Source organism: Klebsiella sp. KPN54798, from assembly GCF_021184225.1.
Taxonomy (GTDB): Bacteria; Pseudomonadota; Gammaproteobacteria; order Enterobacterales; family Enterobacteriaceae; genus Klebsiella; species Klebsiella pneumoniae.
This window is the reverse complement of record NZ_CP089234.1, coordinates 4,676,601-4,695,637: the sequence shown is the minus strand read 5'-3', so window position 1 is coordinate 4,695,637 and position 19,037 is coordinate 4,676,601. Positions and strand designations below refer to the sequence as shown.

Genomic DNA, 19,037 nt, shown 5'->3' with positions numbered 1-19,037 from the left:
CGGCCCTTCTTAAGCCTTTATGCCATCTCACCGATAGTCTTACGAAAACGCAGCAACGCGATAGTAAAGAACACTCCGCCGATAGCCAGCAAGGTTAAGAACTGCGGCCAGACGATGGCGAAGCTGGCGCCTCGATACAATATCGCCTGCGCCAGGCTGACGAAGTGGGTGGTCGGCATGGTCAACATAATATCCTGTACCAGCTGCGGCATACTTTCTCGCGGCGTGGATCCGCCGGAGAGCATCTGCAGCGGAAGTAAGACCAGGATCATCAGCAGCCCCAGCTGCGGCATCGAGCGGGCGAGGGTGCCCATAAAAATGCCGATCGAGGTCGTGGCGAACAGGCTGAGCGCCACCCCCAGCATAAACAGTGGAACCGATCCCTCAATGGGTACCTGCAAAATCCCCTGCACCATCAGCACCAGCGACAGCCCGGAGACCACCAGCACCACCAGACCCATCGACCAGATCTTGGCCAGCATAATTTCAAACGGCGTGACCGGCATCACCAGCAGATGCTCAATGGTGCCATGTTCCCGCTCGCGGATCAGCGCCGAACCGGTGAGGACAATGGCCAGCATGGTGATATTGTTGATGATCGCCATCACCGCGCCAAAGCGCTCCTGCTCAAGGTTAGGATTAAAACGCATCCTTACCGCCAGCTCTACCGGCAGCACGCTGTTATCCCGATAGCGGGCGATAAAACTGTTTACTTCGCCGGTGATAATATTCTGGATGTAACCGTTGCCGGTAAAGGCCTGGCTCATGCGTGTGGCGTCGACGTTGACCTGGATTTCCGGCTGCCGACCGGCCAGTACATCGCGCTGGAAGTTAGGCGGGATGTTGATGGCGAACGTGTAGCGCCCGGCATCCAGCCCGGCGTCCATCTCATCAGCGGTGATCAGCTCCGGCTCAAGAAACCAGGGACGGTAAAAAGCGTTAATAATGCGTGAGGAGAGCTGTGATTTATCCATATCAGCAACCGCGATCGGCGCCAGGTGCAGCGAACCGGGCATCACCGTGGCCGAGGAGTACACCGACACGGTAAACGCAAACACGATCAGCGCCAGCATCGCTTTATCACCGAGCAGGCTGCGCAGCTCTTTGACGCCAAGATTATAAATATTGCGTAATCCGCGCATCATCCCTCCTGTTTCTTCAGCAGCAGCACGCTCAACCCGAGCACCAGCGGCACCGCAATCAGTAGCGGAATGAATGAGCCCCACAAATCGCTAATATTCAGCGCTTTCGAAAAGGTCCCGCGGGCGATAGTCAGGAAGTGGCTGGTCGGGTAGATTTGCCCAATCCAGCGCCCGGGACCTTCCAGCGAGGCCACCGGATCGATCATTCCGGAAAACTGGGTTGCCGGGATCAGCGTAATAATCGCGGTACCGAAAATAGCGGCGATTTGGCTCTTCATAAAGGTTGAGATCAGCAGCCCCAGACCAGTGGCGATGGTGACATACAGCAGCGCCGCCAGGGTCAGCGTCAGGAAACTCCCCTTATGCGCGACGCCAAAGACAAAAACCGACAATGCGCACAGCAGGAAGAAGTTAAACATCCCCAGTACGATATAAGGCAGCTGTTTGCCGAGCAGGAACTCGCTACGGGTGGTCGGCGTCACGTACAAGTTGATAATCGACCCGAGCTCTTTTTCACGCACTACGCTCAGGGCGCTGAGCATCGCCGGGATCATCATCAGCAGCAGCGGGATCACCGCCGGGACGATGGCCGGCAGGCTCTTCACGTCTGGATTGTAGCGATAGCGGGTCTCGATGGAGATGAGCGAGGTATCGCGCTGCGGGCTGCTCTGCCGGCCGGCCATCTCCTGCAGCCAGGCCAGATGCATCGCCTGTACGTAGCCGCGCACGGTTTCCGCGCGGTTGGGCATCGCGCCGTCCACCCACACGCCGATTTGCACCGGCGTGCCGCGGGCGATATCGCGACCAAAGTTCGGCGGGATCTCTATCGCCACCGCCAGCTCGCCGTCGCGCATCCGGCGGTCCAGTTCGTCATAGCTGTGCAGCGGCGCCTGTTCGATAAAGTAGCGTGAGCCAGCGAGATTCTGCGACCAGCCCTGGCTGCTGAGGGTTTGATCGCGGTCGAGGACGGCAAAGCGCAGATCCTCAACGTCCATGCTGATCCCATACCCCATGATAAACATCAGGATCACCGTCCCCAGCAGCGCCAGCGTCGATCGTACCGGATCGCGGCGCAGCTCCAGCGCCTCGCGGCGGCTATAGCTAAACAGCCGGCGAAGACTGAAGGCCTGCCGTGGAGCCGTGTGTCCGGAATACGATGCCACAGCAGACGTGGGTTCTTCTGGTACTGGAGAGGACGGCTGGGCCTCTTTAAGCCAGGCGATAAACGCCTCTTCCAGGCTGTTTGAACCGCGCTGCTCGACCAGCGCCTGCGGCGTATCGCTGGCCAGCACTTTGCCGGCGTGCATCAGGGAGATACGATCGCAGCGTTCCGCCTCATTCATAAAGTGGGTGGAGATAAAAATGGTCACCTGATCCTGCCGCGCGAGGTCTACCATCAGCTGCCAGAACATATCCCGCGCCACCGGGTCGACGCCGGAGGTCGGCTCGTCGAGGATCAGCATCTCCGGGCGATGGATGACCGCCACCGCTAACGACAGGCGCTGACGGATCCCCAGCGGCAGATCGACGGGAAGCGCGTCTTCAACCTCGGTCAGCATAAAGCGCTCGCACATTTCCGCCACCCGGCCGGGGATTTCGCCGTCCGGAATATGGAACAGGCGGGCGTGCAGCTCGAGGTTTTGCCGGACGGTCAGCTCGCTATAGAGCGAGAAGGCCTGCGACATATAGCCCACCCGCTGGCGGGTGGCGATATCCTTCGGGTCGACCGGCTGGCCGAACAGCCAGGCTTCACCTTCGCTGGCGGGCAGCAGGCCGGTGAGCATCTTCATGGTGGTGGATTTGCCGCAGCCGTTGGAGCCGAGGAAGCCGAAGATTTCACCGCGGGCGATGCGGAAATTAACGTGGTCGACGGCAACAAAGTTGCCGAAGCGCATGGTCAGGCCGCGCGCTTCGATGGCGATCTCTTCCTCACGGCTGTCGCGCGGTGGGATAACTACCGCCCTATGCGCCTGACGCTGTGCTTCTGGCAGCAGGGCGATAAACGCCTGCTCCAGGGTCTGGCTGCCGGTCTGGGCTTTGAGCTCTGCGGCGCTGCCGGTCGCCAGCACCTCGCCGGCGTTCATCGCCACCAGCCAGTCAAAGCGCTCGGCCTCTTCCATGTAGGCGGTGGCCACCAGCACGCTCATCGCCGGCTGGCGCTGGCGAATACTGTCGATAAGCTCCCAGAACTGCGCCCGGGAGAGGGGATCGACGCCGGTGGTCGGTTCATCAAGGATCAGCAACTGCGGATCGTGGATCAGCGCGCAGCACAGGCCGAGCTTTTGCTTCATCCCACCGGAGAGTTTACCGGCGGGGCGATCGCGAAACGGCGCCAGCCCGGTACTCTGCAGCAGCTCGTTGATGCGCAGTTCGCGCTCGGCTTTATCGTGGCCGAACAGGCGGGCGAAGAAGTCGACGTTTTCATACACCGAGAGAGTGTGATAGAGGTTTTTCCCCAGCCCCTGCGGCATCCACGCGATTTTCGGGCACACCTCGCGGCGGTGATGCACATCGCGCATATCGCCGCCAAGCACCATCACGTTCCCCTGCTCGATGGTCCGCGCCCCGGCGATCAGCGAAAGCAGGCTCGATTTGCCGACGCCGTCCGGGCCAATCAGGCCAACCATACGCCGTGCCGGGATCGCCAGACTGATATCGCGCAGCGCGATGGTGGCGCCAAACTGCTGACCAACGTGTTCCAGCAGGGCGACGGGGGGCGAGGTATCCTGCGGCGTTAGTTTCATTGCGGCAACCTCACCGCCAGGGCTTCAGGCCAGGGTTGTTGTTTATCCAGTCGTACGTAAGCCATACCGGGCAGGCCAGTTTTGACATACTCCAGGTGCTGCGCCAGCAGCTCCGGCGGGATACGCGCTTTGACGCGGAACATTAGCTTCAGGCGCTCGTCGCTGGTCTCGACCGTTTTCGGCGTGAACTGGGCGACGCTGGCGACAAAGCTGATATTGGCCGGGATCACCAGATCCGGCGCGGCATCAAGGACCAAGCGCGCTTCGCTGCCGAGCGCCAGCAGACCTGCCTGTTCGGTGGGCAGAAAGAAGGTCATATAGACATCGGCGAGATCGACCATGTTCAGTACCCGGCCACCGGCGGCCAGGACTTCGCCTGGCTCAGCGACGCGATACTGAATGCGGCCGTCGCGGGGGGCTTTCAGCTCGCTATCGTCAATATCGGCGAGGATCCGCCGCTCGGTCGCCTGGGCGGCTTCGACGCGGGTTTGCGCCTGAATAATGCTGGTGCGGGCAGCTTCGATGGCGGCGCGGGCGGCGGAGACCTGGGCTTTCGCCGATTCCAGCGCCGCGCGGGCGCTCTCTGCGGCCGCGCGATCGTCATCCAGCTGCTGGGCAGAGACGGCGCCACGCTGGGAGAGGGTGTTGGAGCGAACATGGCGTTTCGCCGTGGAATCCAGCTCCGCCTGGCGCTGCTTCACTACCGCTTCGCTGGCGCGCATTTCACTTTGTCGCTGATCGAGCAAGGCTCTGGCGGCCAGGACCGCGCTTTCCGCTTCCTTGATTTGCGCGGCGGCTTCAAGACGCTGCTCGTTCAGTACCCGGGTATCCATTCTCGCCAGCACCTCTCCCTGGTGCACGAACTGACCCTCTTTGACCAGAATGGTGTCGATACGCCCGGCGATTTTACTGGCAATATCAACTTCGGTGGCTTCGATTCGGCCGTTGCTGCTGGCAAACCCCGCCGGGAGTCCCGGCGGGCGCAGCAGCCACCATGCGGCGGCGGCGAGCACCACCAGTAAGCCGACAAAATACCCTGCCCAACGTTTCTTTATTTTGTCCATACGCGACTCGCTTGATTCCCTGTGCTGAGTGGTGCGCGTGTTTCCTCCGGCGGGCGGAGCGTCCTTCTTGCGAAGGACGAAAAAGTGGAGGGAGGGCCGCTGACGCCGCGCTCTGCCGCGCCGATGCGCAGCCGCTCGCTGGGCTACTTATGTGGTCATCATCAGCGATCCTGGCCTTAATGAAACACGCATAGTGAGAGCTACCGTTAACGCGATAGTAACAGCCGGGGCGATATTGTCCATACGAAAGACAGGGTCTTGTCGGCGTGTTAACAAAATTATCCGCACAGGGAGTATTTCACCATCTCAGAACAGCACCGGCAGACCCAGCCCACGCTTCACCTCATGCAGCGTCTGCTGTGTGAGGTGGTGGGCGCGTTCGCTGCCCTGGCGCAGCAGCTCCAGCAGCATCCCTTTATCCTGAATAAAAGTGGCCCTGCGTTCGCGGATCGGCGCCAGTAGCGTCTGCAAGCAGGTCTCCAGCTCATTCTTACACTGGCGATCGCCCAGCCCGCCGCGCTGATAGTGGGCTTTCATCTCTGCCACCCGCGCCTTATCGCTGTGGAATGCATCGAGATAGGTAAACACCACGTTGCCCTCGACATGCCCCGGATCGCTGACTCTCAGGTGCGTCGGGTCGGTATACATCGCGCTGACCGCGCGGTGGATCTCCTCTTCACTGGCCGATAACGTCAGCGTATTGCCCAGCGATTTCGACATTTTGGCATTACCGTCGACGCCCGGCAGGCGACTCACTTCGCTGAGTAGCGCCTTGCAGTGGCGCAGCACCGGCTCGCCGGTGAGGCTATTCATCTTGTGGACGATCTCGTTGGTCTGCTCAATCATCGGTAGCTGATCGTCGCCCACCGGCACCAGTTCGGCCTTGAACGCGGTGATATCGGCCGCCTGGCTAATCGGATAGGCGAGAAAACCCACCGGCAGCGAGCGGGCGAATCCCTTCTGGGCAATCTCATTTTTGACCGTCGGATTACGTTCTACGCGGGCGACGGTGACGATATTCATATACAACGCGCTGAGCTCCGCCAGCGCCGGCAGGGCGGACTGCAGGCAAATAGTGGTGAGCCTGGGGTCGATGCCGACGGCCAGATAATCGGCCATGACTTCGAGGATATGGTGGCTGATTTTTTGCGGATTGCTGCCGTTGTCCGTGAGCCCTTGCAGGTCGGCGATCAGGATAAATTGCTGGTGGTTATGCTGCAGCGCGACGCGCTGGCGCAGCGAGCCGACGTAGTGGCCAAGATGAAGTTGGCCGGTCGGGCGGTCGCCGGTGAGGATGGTTTGTGGATGGTTCATCAGGGACTCCTTATCAGACTGTTCAGCCGAAAGACGTCCTGAAAACACCAAAGCCGCCTTCCGGCGGCTTTGAAAATGGAAACGTGTATCGTGCCGCCTGTTATGCAGGCAGCCACCAACGGCGGGGGTAGGTAACGATAACGTTTCTGTTCATAGGGAGTATCCTGCCACGGAAGGGGCTGGAGGCGCAATCAAAAATCACATACTTTTCCTGATGTTATTTATGTGATTGTTTTTCGGTAAATAACGAAGCGGGAAAAATATATTTTCTCTGCGACCCGATCATTATTCTGGAACAACAAACTATGTTGCATTTTTTTTGTGAAAAAGCTCACGCCACAGGATTATAGTATTATTATCCATATTTATAGCTGAATATTACCTGTCTGCTGTTACAGCTTGTGTTTATTCTCTTCTAAATTATTAACATTATTACAATTTCTATCTATTTTTCCGCTTTGCGTCATACCCCTGTCTGACTACAACGTATTGAGGCTAATTATTATGCATAAACGTCTGGTCGTTAATATTTTTTCATCATTGCTGTTGGGGGCTGCGCTTATTTCCACGCCGGTATATGCGGCAGAAAAAACCGTAGTCAATATTTCAAAAGTGGACGGCATGCCATGGTTTAACCGGATGGGTGAAGGGGTAGTCCAGGCCGGGAAAGAGTTTAACCTCAACGCCTCCCAGGTAGGGCCGTCCAGCACCGATGCGCCGCAGCAGGTGAAAATTATTGAGGACCTGATTGCACGTAAAGTGGATGCCATCACTATCGTGCCTAACGATGCCAACGTGCTGGAGCCGGTATTCAAAAAAGCCCGTGACGCCGGCATCGTGGTGCTGACCAACGAATCGCCCGGGCAGCCGAGCGCCAACTGGGATGTGGAGATCATCGATAACGAGAAGTTCGCTGCTGAATACGTGGAGCATATGGCCAAGCGGATGGGTGGCAAAGGCGGCTACGTTATCTATGTCGGTAGCCTTACGGTACCGCAGCACAACCTGTGGGCCGATCTGCTGGTGAAATACCAAAAAGAACATTACCCGGACATGCATGAAGTCACCCGCCGAATGCCGGTGGCGGAAAGTGTTGATGATTCCCGCCGTACCACGCTCGATCTGATGAAAACTTACCCGGATCTGAAAGCGGTGGTCTCTTTTGGTTCGAATGGCCCGATTGGCGCGGGGCGCGCGGTGAAAGAGAAGCGTGCGAAAAATAAAGTCGCGGTCTACGGGATGATGATCCCCTCGCAGGCGGCTTCTCTTATTAAGAGCGGCGATATTACCGAAGGGATCACCTACGATCCGGCGACAGCCGGCTATGCCCTCGCGGCCGTCGCCAGCACCCTGCTGAACGGCAAAACCATTGAGCCGGGATTTGAACTGAAAGAGCTCGGTAAAGCGGAGGTCGATAGCGACAAGCATATTATCCGCTTCCATAAAGTGCTGCTGGTAAATAAAGACAATATTGATTCGCTCTACTAATCCACCTTCCGGGGCGCCAGCCGCCCCGGCTTAACCAGCCAGGGGATGCTATGGAACCTTTCCTTTCCCTTCGACACGTCAGCAAAACCTTCCACGCCAACCGCGCGCTCAATGATATCAGCATCGACTTTATGCCCGGAGAAGTGCACTGCCTGGCCGGGCAGAACGGTTGCGGGAAGTCGACGTTGATCAAAATTATCTCTGGCGTCTATCGCCCGGATGAGGGCGCAGCGATGACGCTGGGCGGCAAGACGTGGCCCAAACTGACGCCAGCGGCCTCTGTCGCCCATGGGATCCAGGTGATTTATCAGGATCTGTCGCTGTTTCCCAATCTCAGCGTGTGGGAGAACATTGCTATAAACCACTATCATCGCGGCGTGCTGGTGAGGCGCAGCGAACTGCGACGCAGTGCGGAGCAGGCGATGCGCAGTATTAACGTCTCGCTGCCGCTGGATGCCGCCGTGGAATCGCTCTCCATCGCTCGCTGTCAGCTGGTGGCTATCTGCCGCGCGCTGGCGCAGGATGCCCGGCTTATCATTATGGATGAACCCACGGCCTCATTGACCCATCAGGAAGTGGAGGGACTATTGCATGTGGTGCGCCAGCTGCGTGAGAGTGGGATCTGCATCGTCTTCGTAAGCCACCGTCTGGAAGAGGTCATGGCCGTATCGGACCGCATCAGCGTGCTGAAGGATGGCAATCTGGTCGGCACCATGCCGGCGGCAGAGGTAACCACCCGCCGGCTCGGTTTTCTGATGACGGGCCAGGAGTTTGACTTTCAGGTGCGCGATCTGTGGCAGGGGCAGGGCAGTACGCCGGTGCTGGAGGTGCGCAATCTCAGCCGCAAAGGGGAATATCATAACGTCTCCCTGAAGGTCGAAGCCGGAGAAGTGGTGTCGATAGTCGGCCTGTTGGGCGCCGGGCGAACAGAGCTGTGCCTGAGCCTTTTCGGCATGACCCGCCCTGACAGCGGCGAGATCCTGATAAATGGCCAGCCGGTGCGGTTGCGTAGCAATCAGGACGCTATCCGCCACGGTATCGGCTATGTCTCCGAGGACCGTATGTCGCGCGGCCTGGTGATGAGTCAGTCGATTGAAAACAACATTATCAGCACCGTGTTTCATAAAGTGAAAGGCGCTTGCGGACTATTGAGTGATAGTAAAGCTCAGCAGCTGGTCGCAAGAATGGTCAACGCGTTGACCATTAAGGCGCCGGATACGCATCTGCCGGTGAATACCCTCTCCGGTGGTAATGCCCAGCGCGTTTCTATCGCCAAATGGCTGGCGATCTCTCCTAAGCTGCTGATCCTCGATAGCCCAACCGTGGGGGTGGATATCGCAAACAAAGCCGGGATCTATCATATCATCAGCGATTTGGCTGCCCATGGTATCGCCGTGCTGATGATTTGCGACGAGATTGAAGAGGCGTGGTACCAGAGTCATCGCATCCTGGTGATGAAGCAGGGCGAGTTGACCCATAGCTTCCTGCCGGACAGCAGTACCCAGCAGCAGATAGCGGAGGTGGTCAATGGCTAATCTGTTGAAACGACATGAATTCTGGTTAGGCATGTTCATTATTGCGCTGTGCCTGCTGCTGGGCTGGCGCAGTGAGGAATTTTTCACTTTCGGCAATCTTTACGACCTCGCTAATAACTATGCGATGCTGACCATTCTCGCCTGTGGTCTGTTCGTGGTGCTGATCGCCGGCGGGATTGATATCTCCTTCCCGGCTATGACCATTATCGCCCAGTACGGCATGGTGGTGATGCTGCAAAAAGTAGGCGGCAACTTCGCGGTGGCTTTTGTGCTTGCCGGCGGCATCGGCGTGCTGCTGGGGCTGGTGAACGCGCTGTTGGTTAATCGTCTGCGGGTCCCCTCGATCATTATCACCATTTCTACGCTCAACATTTTCTACGGTTTGCTGCTGTGGTTAAGCAAAGGTGTCTGGCTCTACGACTTCCCTCCGTGGTTTGAAAAGGGGGTTATGCTGTTCAAATATACCGATGCCGATGGTTACGATTACGGCCTGGGGCTGCCGCTGCTGACGATGATCGCCGTGGTGCTGTTGACCGCGTTTATCATGAATTTCACCACCGTTGGCCGCAAGATCTATGCCATGGGCGGCAACCGGGAATCCGCCAGCCGCGTCGGCTTCAGCGTGCTCCGCCTGCAGTTGTTCGTTTATGGCTATATGGGGCTAATGTCGGGGGCCGCAGGTGTCGTGCAGGCGTGGACAGTGATGACCGTTGCGCCGGATTCACTGCTGGGCTATGAGCTGACGGTGCTGGCGGCGGTGGTGCTGGGCGGCACCAGCCTGATTGGCGGGCGCGGAACTCTCACCGGTACGCTGCTGGGGGTGATTTTACTGGCGGTGATGCAGAACGGCCTGAACCTGCTAGGGGTCTCCTCCTACTGGCAGACCCTGATCACTGGGGCGATCATCGTCGTCAGCATCAGCGTAACGGCATGGAGCCAGCATCAGAACCGGAGCTTGTTATGAAAAAATCGTGGCGCAACAACGTTGAGTTTTACCTGATCGGCCTGCTGCTGCTGATGGTTATCGCCTTTAGCATCGCCATGCCAAACATCTTCTGGTCTGTCAGCAATTTCCAGTCGATTGCCTCGCAAATGCCGGTGCTGGGGATCCTGGCGCTGGCGATGGCCATGACTATGCTTTGCGGCGGCATTAATTTGTCAATTATCGCGACGGCTAACGCCTGCTCGCTGGTGATGGCCTGGGTGGCGACGAGCTATCCGCCTGGGGGCGCTACCGCGCTGGCGACGCTGCTGGCCGGCGGAGGGGCGGCGATGATCATTGGCCTGTGCAACGGGATATTGATCGCCGGGATCCGCGTTTCGCCGATCCTGGCTACCCTTGGCATGATGACCCTGCTCAAAGGGATAAATATTCTGATCACCGGCGGCAGCGCCATCGCTAACTATCCGCAGTGGGTGCTGTGGCTGAATCACGCCCAGTGGTTCGGTATTCCGCTGCCAATGTGGCTTTTTGCGGTGGTGGCGGCCGGGCTGTGGGTGCTGCTGGAGAAAAGCCCGCTGGGTCGGGCGATCATGTTGATCGGATCCAACGAACGGGCGACCCATTATTCCGGGATCAATACCCGGCGGGTGTTGATGTGGGTATATGTCATCTCGGCCCTGCTCTGCGCGGTGGCTGCGTTTCTGATGATGTCGAAGCTGAACTCAGCCAAAGCATCTTATGGGGAATCGTATTTGCTGGTGTCGATCCTCGCGGCGGTGCTTGGCGGCGTGAATCCGGATGGCGGTAGCGGGCGCATCGTTGGGATGGTGCTCGCGCTGTTCCTGCTGCAGATTATTGAGAGTGGGTTCAATATCCTCGGTATCAGCCCCTATCTGACGATGGCGCTGTGGGGCGTATTGCTGCTGTGCTTTATCCAGGCGCGAGGCATGCTGGGACTGGAGAGAGCCGGGTAAATGACCCGTCCTCGGGGGCGAAGACGGGATAGCCAGTTATTCGCTACGCAAATGCACCGCCAGGCCGCTTTGCCCTGGCGCCAGCTCCGGGCGCAGCGTCAGCGACGGGATCAGATAATCGCCATGATTCTGGCGGCGGAATGGAATGGGCTCGGTTTGCCACAGCGTGTCCAGCCGCTCGGCCAGGGCGGCGCACTGATCGGCGAACTGCCCGGCATCGGTTTTATCCGTGCGGTAGAACACCAGCGGCGGAAGCACCTCAAAGCCGGGGTAGAACAGCATACCGTGCTGAATGGGGAACAGGATGTCGTCGATGGGGCCATTGATCCCGCGTGGTGAATAGTGTTCCGCCCAGCCGCCGGCGGTGACGATCAGCATCGCCCGCTTGCCGACGAAAGTGCCTTCCCCGTAGCGATCGCCCCAGTGGCGGTCGCTGTGCTCGCCGACGCCATAGGCAAAGCCCCAGGCGTACACCCTGTCGATCCAGCCCTTCATGATGGCGGGCATCGAGAACCACCATAGCGGGAACTGGAAAATCACCGTATCGGCCCACAGCAGCTTTTCCTGCTCGGCTACGATATCCGCACTTTGGGTGCCCTGGGCAAAGGCCTGTTTGGAATCGAGGGTCGGCCGCCAGAACTCGCCGACCGGCGGGGCGCCGCTATCGTCGGCGTCATACCCGGCCTTCCAGCGCATAGCGTAGAGATCGGAAACCTGCACTTCATGCCCGGCCTGCTGCAGATGGCGGATGGCGAAATTTTTCAGCGCGCCATTGAGCGAGCGCGGTTCCGGATGGGCGTAAATCAGCAGTACTTTCATAATATCACCTCTGGCGTATGGAGAGCTGCAGAGTAGGAAAGCTGACGCTATAGTAGAAATTAATTACTTAAATTACCGGTATAGTCGTGATTAATTTACAGCGTCTGGATCTCAATCTGTTGCGCACCCTGGATGTGCTGCTTAGCGAAAACAACGTTACCCGGGCGGCGCAGCGGCTGAATCTGTCGCAGCCCTCGGTGAGTATTCAGCTCGCCAGGCTGCGGGAGATTTTCGCCGATCCGCTGCTGATGCCGGGCCCGCGCGGCATGCAGCCCACCGCCCGCGCCGATGAGCTTCGCCAGCCGCTGCGCGCCGCATTAGCCGCGCTGGAGCAGGCGGTGGCGCCGGTCAGCCCTTTTGATCCGGCCACGGCGGCGGAGACCTGGCGGGTGGCGGCGACGGACTATATGGCCTCGGCGATCCTCCTGCCGATGCTGGCTGGGTTACGCCAGGCCTCTCCCGGCAGTCGGCTGGCGGTATTCGAATTACAGCCGGCGCGGCTGGAGCAGCAGGCGGCCAGCGATACAGTAGATCTCTTCTTTCATACCCGCGAGGGCGCGCCGCCGGGGCTGCATCAGCGCCTGCTGTTTCGCGAACGCTACGTGCTGGCTGGACGGGCGGAACATCCAGCGCTGCGGCCTGGGCTTAGCCTGGAAACGTTCTGTCAGCTGGAGCACGTGATCGTCTCCCCGGACGGGGGCGGCTTCAGCGCGGCGACCGATATCGCGCTGGCGAACCTCGGACTGACGCGGCGGGTTGTCCTTTCCGTGCCATATTTCCTGTTTATGCTGGAGACCCTGCGCAATAGCGATCTGGTGGCGGTCCTGCCGGAGCGGCTGGTGCGCGGGCAGAGCGGGCTGGTGGTCGTCGAGCCGCCGCTGGCGGTCGCCGGCTTTGAGATGCTGATGCTGTGGCACGAGCGCTGGCACCGCGACCCGGCGCATCAATGGCTGCGTCAGTTCATTGTGAATTCACTGGAGGAACAGACATGCTGAGTGGACTGAATCACCTGACCCTGGCAGTCAGCCAGCTGGCGCCGAGCGTGGCGTTTTATCAGCAGCTGCTGGGCATGACGCTGCATGCCCGCTGGGACAGCGGGGCTTATCTCTCCTGCGGCGATTTGTGGCTGTGCCTGTCGCTGGATCCGCAGCGGCGCGTTACTCCGCCGGAGGAGAGCGACTACACCCATTATGCGTTTAGCATTAGCGAAGCCGATTTTGCTAGCTTCGCCGCCCGCCTTGAGGCTGCCGGCGTGGCGATCTGGAAGCTGAACCGTAGCGAAGGCGCTTCGCACTATTTCCTCGACCCCGATGGCCACAAGCTGGAGCTGCACGTCGGCAGTCTCGCCCAGCGTCTGGCCGCCTGCCGCGAACAGCCGTATAAGGGGATGGTGTTTTTTGATCAGTGAAGCTGCTTCGCAGACGTTAGATCACCCGTAGCCCCGGTAAGCGCAGCGCCACCGGGGAGAACAGGTTAAATTCACTCCATCGCCACCTTCACCGCTTCTCCCAGCTTCACCATCACCGCTTTATGTTTCTCGGTCGGCGGCAGGGCGCAGTTGATCCTGACGCAGTTGCGATACTTGCCCGCTGCCGAAAACAGCGAGCCCGGCGCAACCTGGATCTTCAGCCGGCACAGCTGCTTGGCGACGCAGACCATATCTACCTGCTCCGGGAGCTCAACCCACAGCATAAAACCGCCCTTCGGCCGGGTGACGCAGATCCCGCAGGGGAAAAATTCCCGCAGCCAGCAGGTGTAGATCTCGATATTGCGCTGATAGATCTGCCGCATCCGCCGCACGTGGCGGTGGTAGTGGCCTTCGCGAATAAAATTACAGGCCGCCAGCTGAGTGGAAGGGACGTTGGTCCCGCTGGCGGCGTACTTCATCTGTAGCAGCTTGTCGTAGTAGCGCCCGGGGGCGATCCAGCCGATACGCAGCCCGGGGGCGATGGTTTTGGTAAAGGAGCTGCAGAGCATCACCCGGCCGTCGATATCCCAGGAGTGGATCGTGCGCGGGCGCGGGTATTCGGTGGCCAGCTCGCCGTAAATATCATCCTCGAAAATAACGATATCGTAGCGTTGGGCAAGGTTCAGCACCGCGCGCTTGCGGGCGTCCGGCATGATAAAGCCCAGCGGGTTATTGCAGTTTGGCACGAGGATCACCCCTTTGATCGGCCACTGATCCAGCGCCAGCTCCAGGGCCTCGATGCTGATCCCGGTTTCCGGATCGGTGGGGATCTCAATGGTCTTTAATCCCAGCCCGCGCAGCATCTGCATGGTGCCGTAGTAGCAGGGGGATTCAACGGCGATGATGTCCCCTGGCTGACACACCGACAGCAGGGCCAGCGACAGCGCGCTGTGGCAGCCGCTGGTGAGCACCAGATCGTCGGCAGTTACCACCGATCCGCCGTCGAGCATCAGGCGGGCGATCTGCTCCCGTAGCTCGCGACGCCCGGCCAGCTCGTCATAGTTCAACACCTCAGTGAGGTTGTGCTGGATAGCCCGGCTCAGTTCACGCCAGATGGGCTTCAGGCTTGGCTGCGTCACGTCCGGCGAGCCACCGCCGAAGGGGATGATCGATTTATCGTAGCGGGCGTCAAGCATGGTCAGCACCTGATCCCACTGGGTGATCTCCACCGGGCGCTGGACCGGACGCGACATCGGCGGCACCGGCGGCTGGGCTTTGCGCGGGGCGACGAAATAGCCCGATCGCGGCTGCGGCACAATCATCTGCTGCTGCTCAAGCAGCTGATAGGCCTGCTGGACAGTGCTGATGCTGACGCCGTGCTCCTGGCTCAGGCTGCGCACCGACGGCAGCTTTTCGCCATGGCGATACAGGCCCTGTTCGATGCGTTCGGCCAGCAGCGTAGCGAGATGTTGGTAGCGGGTCATACTGTATCCTTAATTGCCGCCATACAGATGGAATAACCAGTACAGATTGGCGTAAAAATTGGGCTCTGGTGTACGTTTTAGCTAATCTGTATGTTAAAGAAAAGCGTTTTGTGAATCTGTATTCCTTACCCCCAAATCCGTGAAGATAAAGCCTCTGGCAAGGTGAGGAGGTAGAGGATGGAATTTCACGAGAACAGGGCAAGACAGCCATTTATCGGTTTCGTACTGCTGGTGCGGTTTATCAAAAAATGGTGGCTTCAGGAGCAAACGCGCAGAGTTTTGCAGCAAATGAGCGACGAACAGCTGAAAGATATCGGCCTGCGTCGGGACCAGATCAATTAAAACGTGCAGTTTTTTACAGGCAAACCTTCTTCATTATCCCGGTGAGCGCAAAGTGCCGCCGGGATACATTCACGAAATTTATCAATTGATGCGGCACGACCTTCCGTTTCTTGATACTTACCCTGATAAGTATTATTTTCTTCTCAATAATGAGAGGAAGACCCGTGACTGAAGACGAACTGTTTGCCCGCCGCCCGCTGGGGATGCGGATGGCTATGGTGGTGCGCCAGTGGCGCGCCATTATTGACTCCGCTATCACCGATACCGGACTCACCCAGTCCAGCTGGACGGTGCTGATGCAACTGCATCAGCTGGGAGACAACGTCTCGGTCAGCGAACTGGCGGAGGTGCAGGGCATTGAACTGCCGCCGCTAATGCGCACCCTCTCATTACTGGAAAAGCAGGGCTATCTGGTGCGTTCCACATCGCCATATGACAAACGCATTCGCCTGCTGACGCTGACCGCTGAGGGGCGGGCTATTCTGGAAAAACTGAGCTGCGTGATCGAGACCTATCAGGAGCGCGTAACCCAGACCATCCCGGAGGCCGATCTCGCCACCTTCAGCGCCACGTTAAATCAAATCGCCTGCCGTTTGCGGAATATCCGCGAAGAAGATAACAAGATCTAACACACTATGATGACGCCTGAACAAAAATTTGCCCGCTGGGTACGGGTGAGTATTGCCGCTTTTCTGGGAATATTCGCCTGGTTTATCGTTGCCGATATCTGGATCCCGCTGACGCCGGACTCCACCGTCATGCGCGTGGTGACCCCGGTTTCGTCGCGGGTCTCCGGCTATGTCTCGCACGTCTACGTGCACAACAACAGCCAGGTGAAAAAGGGCGACCTGCTGTATGAGCTCGACCCAACGCCATTCATTAATAAAGTTGAAGCGGCGCAGATCGCCCTCGAGCAGGCGAAACTGAGCAACCAGCAGCTGGACGCGCAAATCGCCGCCGCCCGCGCCAACCTGCGCACCGCGCAGTACACCGCGCGTAACGATAAGGTCACGCTCGATCGCTACCAGCGCTTGAGTACGATGCAGAACGTCTCGCAGTCCGACCTCGATAAGGTGCGAACCACCTGGCAGACCAGCGAGCAGTCGGTCTCGGCGCTGAACGCGCAGATCCAGAACCTGCTGATCCAGCGCGGCGAGCGCGACGATAAGCGCAACGTCACCCTGCAGAAATACCGTAATGCGCTGGAGGAGGCGCAGCTGAACCTGGCCTGGACCAAAGTGCGTGCGGAAACTGACGGCATGGTCAGCAACCTGCAGCTGAACCCGGGGATCTACGCCACCGCGGCGACGGCTGTGCTGGCATTGGTTAACAACAACACTGACATCGTCGCCGACTTCCGCGAAAAAAGCCTGCGCCACACCGCGGTGAATACCGATGCGGCGGTGGTCTTTGACGCCCTGCCGGGTCAAGTCTTCCCGGCGCACGTGACCAGCAGCGACGCCGGGATTCTGGCGGGACAGGAGGCGGTGAACGGTCAGCTGTCGCAGCCGGAGCAGTCCACCCGCTGGGTGCGCGACGCCCAGCGGATGCGCATTCACGTCGCGCTGGATCAGCCGCTGGACAAACCGCTGCCGACCGGCGCTCGCGCCACGGTGCAGCTGTACAATAGCGAGGGACCTTTCGCCCGCACCTTCGCCGGCCTGCAGATCCACCTGGTGAGCTGGTTGCACTATGTCTATTAATACCCTGGCGCATGTCTTTACCCCGCACGGCAATATCGTCTACACGGCGAATGATTTTCGCCAGACGGTGCGTATCGCCGTGGCCGGGACCATTGCGCTCAGCATCTCCACCTTCTACGACGTACAGTACGGCGTATTTTTCGTCGTTTATCCGCTGATGCTGATGTCGCTGGTACCGATGTTCAACCTGCACGTCGCCCGCCAGTTTATATTTAGCGCGGCGGTAAACTGTGTCGAAATGGTGCTAATTGTCGGCTATTTGTCGCAGTGGCCGGTGATCATGACCCTGGTGGTGTTTGCCCTGTACGTGATGCGTTTCCGCTTTATGAGCCAGGGACCGCTGTTCCTGTTGGGATCAATGGGGGTGGTGTGCCAGAGCACGATGCTCAACTTTATGAGCTATCCCACCAGCAACTGGCACACCCTGATGTTCTCCAATATGGAAGCCTGCGTGATGGCCGTGGCGCTGAGCGCGCTGCTGCATTACCTGATCCCGGACGTCGAACCGCGCAAGCCGCCGCCGCGGATTGAGAAAGACGCCGCCCGCATCCGTCATGAGTCGCTGCTCTCCGGTACGGTAGCGACGATCATCTTTGTGGTGTTTCAGATCTGCGATCTCAGCGACTCGCTGTCGGCGCTGATGGCCGGGATCCTGATCCTGTTCCCGATGCACTATCGCGGGGCGGTGATCAGCTCGATCTGGCGCGTCGTCGGGGTGGTGCTGGCCTGTCTCTATATACTGGTGGTGCAGCTGATTATCTATGATTTCAGCAACCACATGATCCTGATGATGCCGCTGATTGGTCTCGGGCTGGCCTTCAGCGCCCGCCTACACGTGATGGAGAAAGTGGGCGCCGGGGTGGGCTTCGCCAGCATCACTACCATCGGCATTATGTTCGGCCAGAATTTGCATCCGTATCAGGATCTGGTGTTCAGCGATCTGTACCGCATCACCTCGGTGACGGTCTCGCTGGTGGTGACGCTGACCCTGGTTTTTCTCATGCACCGCCTGCTGAACTGTTTCGCGGCGACGCGTTTTGTGGTGAGCGATTAACCTGCAGGTGGGAAGGTGGCGAGACAGCGCCATGCTTCCCCGTTCTGCTGATACAGCGCCGCCGTCTGTTCCGGGACGATCCAGCCTCGCGCATCGGCTTCCGTCCCCTCCAGCAGGATGCACAGCCCGCAGCCGCTGCGCAGCTGGCGGGGTATATCTTTGACCTCGAAGGCCACTCCCGCCGCCTGCATGGCTTTGCGCATCCGCACCACCCCCACCGTGGAGTGAAATAAAAACAGAAACGTTGTCATCCGCGCCTCCGCTGGCGCTGGCCGATCAGCGCCGCGCCGATCGCCCCGGCAAACTGGGCGTCGGGATGGGTTGTCACCGCCATGCCGACATGGCTTTCCAGCATCCGGGCAAAGGCGGCGCAGTGGCTGACGCCGCCGGTAAACAGCAGCGGCCCCTGCGCCGATAAGCGGCCGATAAAGTTCGCGCTGCGCCGGGCCATGGCGTTAATCACCCCGGCCAGAATCGCCTCCGGCGCGACGCCGGCCGACCGCAGGCTGATGACCTCCGATTCGGCAAACACCGTGCACATACTGGTAATGGCGTGCGGTTCCACGCCGTCGGTAATGGCGTCCAGTTGTTCGACGCTGGCGCCGAGGGTGCGTGAAATGACTTCCAGAAAACGGCCGGTGCCGGCGGCGCATTTGTCATTCATCAGGAAGTCGCTGAGGTTGCCCCCGGCGTCCAGCTGGATAACTTTGCTGTCCTGGCCGCCGATATCAATCACCGTGCGGGTGTCCGGCGCCAGCAGGCGGGCGCCGAGGCCGTGACAAGAGATCTCCGTCACCTGCTTATCGGCAAAATCCACCAGCTGGCGGCCATAGCCGGTGAGGGTTAAAAAAGGCGTCTCCGTGAGGCCAGCGCGCAGTGTCTCCCAGGCCTCGTGGATGGCGTCGGCGGGGCGAAAGGGAGTGGGGCAGAGGAAGCGGCGCACGATGACGCCGTCCGCCAGCAGGATGCCTTTTGTGGCGGTGGAGCCGGAATCAATGCCAACCGTATAGTTCACGCCAGCTC

18 protein-coding genes are annotated in these 19,037 nt (G+C 59.3%); 10 read left to right on the top strand and 8 right to left on the bottom strand.

Going from position 1 to position 19,037, the window contains the following annotated elements; all coding sequences use genetic code 11:
* Positions 1-17 precede the first annotated feature (17 nt).
* The 4 genes from LPQ25_RS22585 to trpS form a co-directional block, all read right to left on the bottom strand.
* Positions 18-1,142 carry an ABC transporter permease gene (locus LPQ25_RS22585; RefSeq protein WP_004178466.1) on the bottom strand — a complete coding sequence of 375 codons (1,125 nt, stop codon included), beginning with the start codon at positions 1,140-1,142 and terminating at the stop codon, positions 18-20.
* Positions 1,142-3,886: a ribosome-associated ATPase/putative transporter RbbA gene (rbbA, locus tag LPQ25_RS22580; RefSeq protein WP_012737339.1), complete on the bottom strand. Its 2,745-nt coding sequence runs from the start codon at positions 3,884-3,886 to the stop codon at positions 1,142-1,144. Before rbbA ends, LPQ25_RS22585 begins: the two co-directional genes overlap by 1 nt.
* On the bottom strand, positions 3,883-4,950 hold the full coding sequence (locus tag LPQ25_RS22575) for an HlyD family secretion protein (RefSeq protein WP_004152412.1): 1,068 nt from the start codon (positions 4,948-4,950) through the stop codon (positions 3,883-3,885). Before LPQ25_RS22575 ends, rbbA begins: the two co-directional genes overlap by 4 nt.
* A gap of 306 nt (positions 4,951-5,256) precedes the next feature.
* Entirely contained in the window at positions 5,257-6,264 is a 1,008-nt protein-coding gene (trpS, locus tag LPQ25_RS22570; RefSeq protein WP_012737340.1) for a tryptophan--tRNA ligase, read from the bottom strand.
* A gap of 504 nt (positions 6,265-6,768) precedes the next feature.
* Between trpS and LPQ25_RS22565 the strand changes: the two genes are divergently transcribed.
* The 4 genes from LPQ25_RS22565 to LPQ25_RS22550 are packed head-to-tail and all read left to right on the top strand — an operon-like array spanning position 6,769 to position 11,204.
* Positions 6,769-7,752, top strand: coding sequence for an autoinducer 2 ABC transporter substrate-binding protein (locus LPQ25_RS22565; RefSeq protein ID WP_014908038.1), 984 nt, complete (start codon positions 6,769-6,771; stop codon positions 7,750-7,752).
* Positions 7,753-7,802: 50 nt separating this feature from the next.
* A complete protein-coding gene (locus tag LPQ25_RS22560) occupies positions 7,803-9,287 on the top strand; it encodes a sugar ABC transporter ATP-binding protein (protein WP_012737342.1) in 1,485 nt (494 codons plus the stop codon).
* Positions 9,280-10,251: an ABC transporter permease gene (locus tag LPQ25_RS22555; protein WP_004177551.1), complete on the top strand. Its 972-nt coding sequence runs from the start codon at positions 9,280-9,282 to the stop codon at positions 10,249-10,251. The genes LPQ25_RS22560 and LPQ25_RS22555 overlap by 8 nt, the downstream gene beginning before the upstream one ends.
* Positions 10,248-11,204, top strand: coding sequence for an ABC transporter permease (locus LPQ25_RS22550; RefSeq protein WP_002887352.1), 957 nt, complete (start codon positions 10,248-10,250; stop codon positions 11,202-11,204). Before LPQ25_RS22555 ends, LPQ25_RS22550 begins: the two co-directional genes overlap by 4 nt.
* A gap of 36 nt (positions 11,205-11,240) precedes the next feature.
* Here the strand turns inward: LPQ25_RS22550 and LPQ25_RS22545 are convergent, their stop codons facing one another.
* Positions 11,241-12,023, bottom strand: coding sequence for an NAD(P)H-dependent oxidoreductase (locus tag LPQ25_RS22545; protein WP_004177550.1), 783 nt, complete (start codon positions 12,021-12,023; stop codon positions 11,241-11,243).
* Between the two features lie 86 nt (positions 12,024-12,109).
* Here LPQ25_RS22545 and LPQ25_RS22540 point away from each other — a divergent pair, with 86 nt between their 5' ends.
* Both LPQ25_RS22540 and fosA read left to right on the top strand, forming a co-directional pair.
* On the top strand, positions 12,110-13,018 hold the full coding sequence (locus tag LPQ25_RS22540; RefSeq protein ID WP_012737343.1) for a LysR family transcriptional regulator: 909 nt from the start codon (positions 12,110-12,112) through the stop codon (positions 13,016-13,018).
* Positions 13,012-13,431 (top strand): FosA5 family fosfomycin resistance glutathione transferase, encoded by a 420-nt coding sequence (fosA, locus tag LPQ25_RS22535; RefSeq protein WP_004146118.1) that lies wholly within the window; start codon positions 13,012-13,014, stop codon positions 13,429-13,431. Before LPQ25_RS22540 ends, fosA begins: the two co-directional genes overlap by 7 nt.
* Positions 13,432-13,502: 71 nt before the next feature.
* Here the strand turns inward: fosA and LPQ25_RS22530 are convergent, their stop codons facing one another.
* Positions 13,503-14,915: an aminotransferase-like domain-containing protein gene (locus tag LPQ25_RS22530; RefSeq protein WP_002887384.1), complete on the bottom strand. Its 1,413-nt coding sequence runs from the start codon at positions 14,913-14,915 to the stop codon at positions 13,503-13,505.
* Between the two features lie 177 nt (positions 14,916-15,092).
* On the opposite strand from LPQ25_RS22530, the gene LPQ25_RS22525 reads away from it, so the two are divergent.
* The 4 genes from LPQ25_RS22525 to LPQ25_RS22510 all read left to right on the top strand — a co-directional run bounded on the left by LPQ25_RS22525 (position 15,093) and on the right by LPQ25_RS22510 (position 18,014).
* The gene (locus LPQ25_RS22525) at positions 15,093-15,257 is read left to right on the top strand and encodes a DUF1127 domain-containing protein (RefSeq protein WP_002887388.1); all 165 of its coding nucleotides are present in this window, start codon (positions 15,093-15,095) and stop codon (positions 15,255-15,257) included.
* Between the two features lie 164 nt (positions 15,258-15,421).
* On the top strand, positions 15,422-15,886 hold the full coding sequence (locus tag LPQ25_RS22520) for a MarR family winged helix-turn-helix transcriptional regulator (RefSeq protein ID WP_004177547.1): 465 nt from the start codon (positions 15,422-15,424) through the stop codon (positions 15,884-15,886).
* 6 nt (positions 15,887-15,892) lie between these two features.
* Positions 15,893-16,960: an HlyD family secretion protein gene (locus LPQ25_RS22515; RefSeq protein ID WP_002887394.1), complete on the top strand. Its 1,068-nt coding sequence runs from the start codon at positions 15,893-15,895 to the stop codon at positions 16,958-16,960.
* Positions 16,950-18,014, top strand: coding sequence for a DUF2955 domain-containing protein (locus LPQ25_RS22510; RefSeq protein WP_002887411.1), 1,065 nt, complete (start codon positions 16,950-16,952; stop codon positions 18,012-18,014). The genes LPQ25_RS22515 and LPQ25_RS22510 overlap by 11 nt, the downstream gene beginning before the upstream one ends.
* Here LPQ25_RS22510 and LPQ25_RS22505 read toward each other — a convergent pair.
* Both LPQ25_RS22505 and yjiL read right to left on the bottom strand, forming a co-directional pair.
* Positions 18,011-18,265, bottom strand: a complete 255-nt coding sequence (locus LPQ25_RS22505) for a putative Se/S carrier protein (RefSeq protein WP_002887412.1) — start codon at positions 18,263-18,265, stop codon at positions 18,011-18,013. The genes LPQ25_RS22510 and LPQ25_RS22505 overlap by 4 nt on opposite strands.
* Positions 18,262-19,029, bottom strand: a complete 768-nt coding sequence (gene yjiL / locus LPQ25_RS22500) for a putative 2-hydroxyacyl-CoA dehydratase activator YjiL (RefSeq protein ID WP_002887413.1) — start codon at positions 19,027-19,029, stop codon at positions 18,262-18,264. Before yjiL ends, LPQ25_RS22505 begins: the two co-directional genes overlap by 4 nt.
* Positions 19,030-19,037 lie beyond the last annotated feature (8 nt).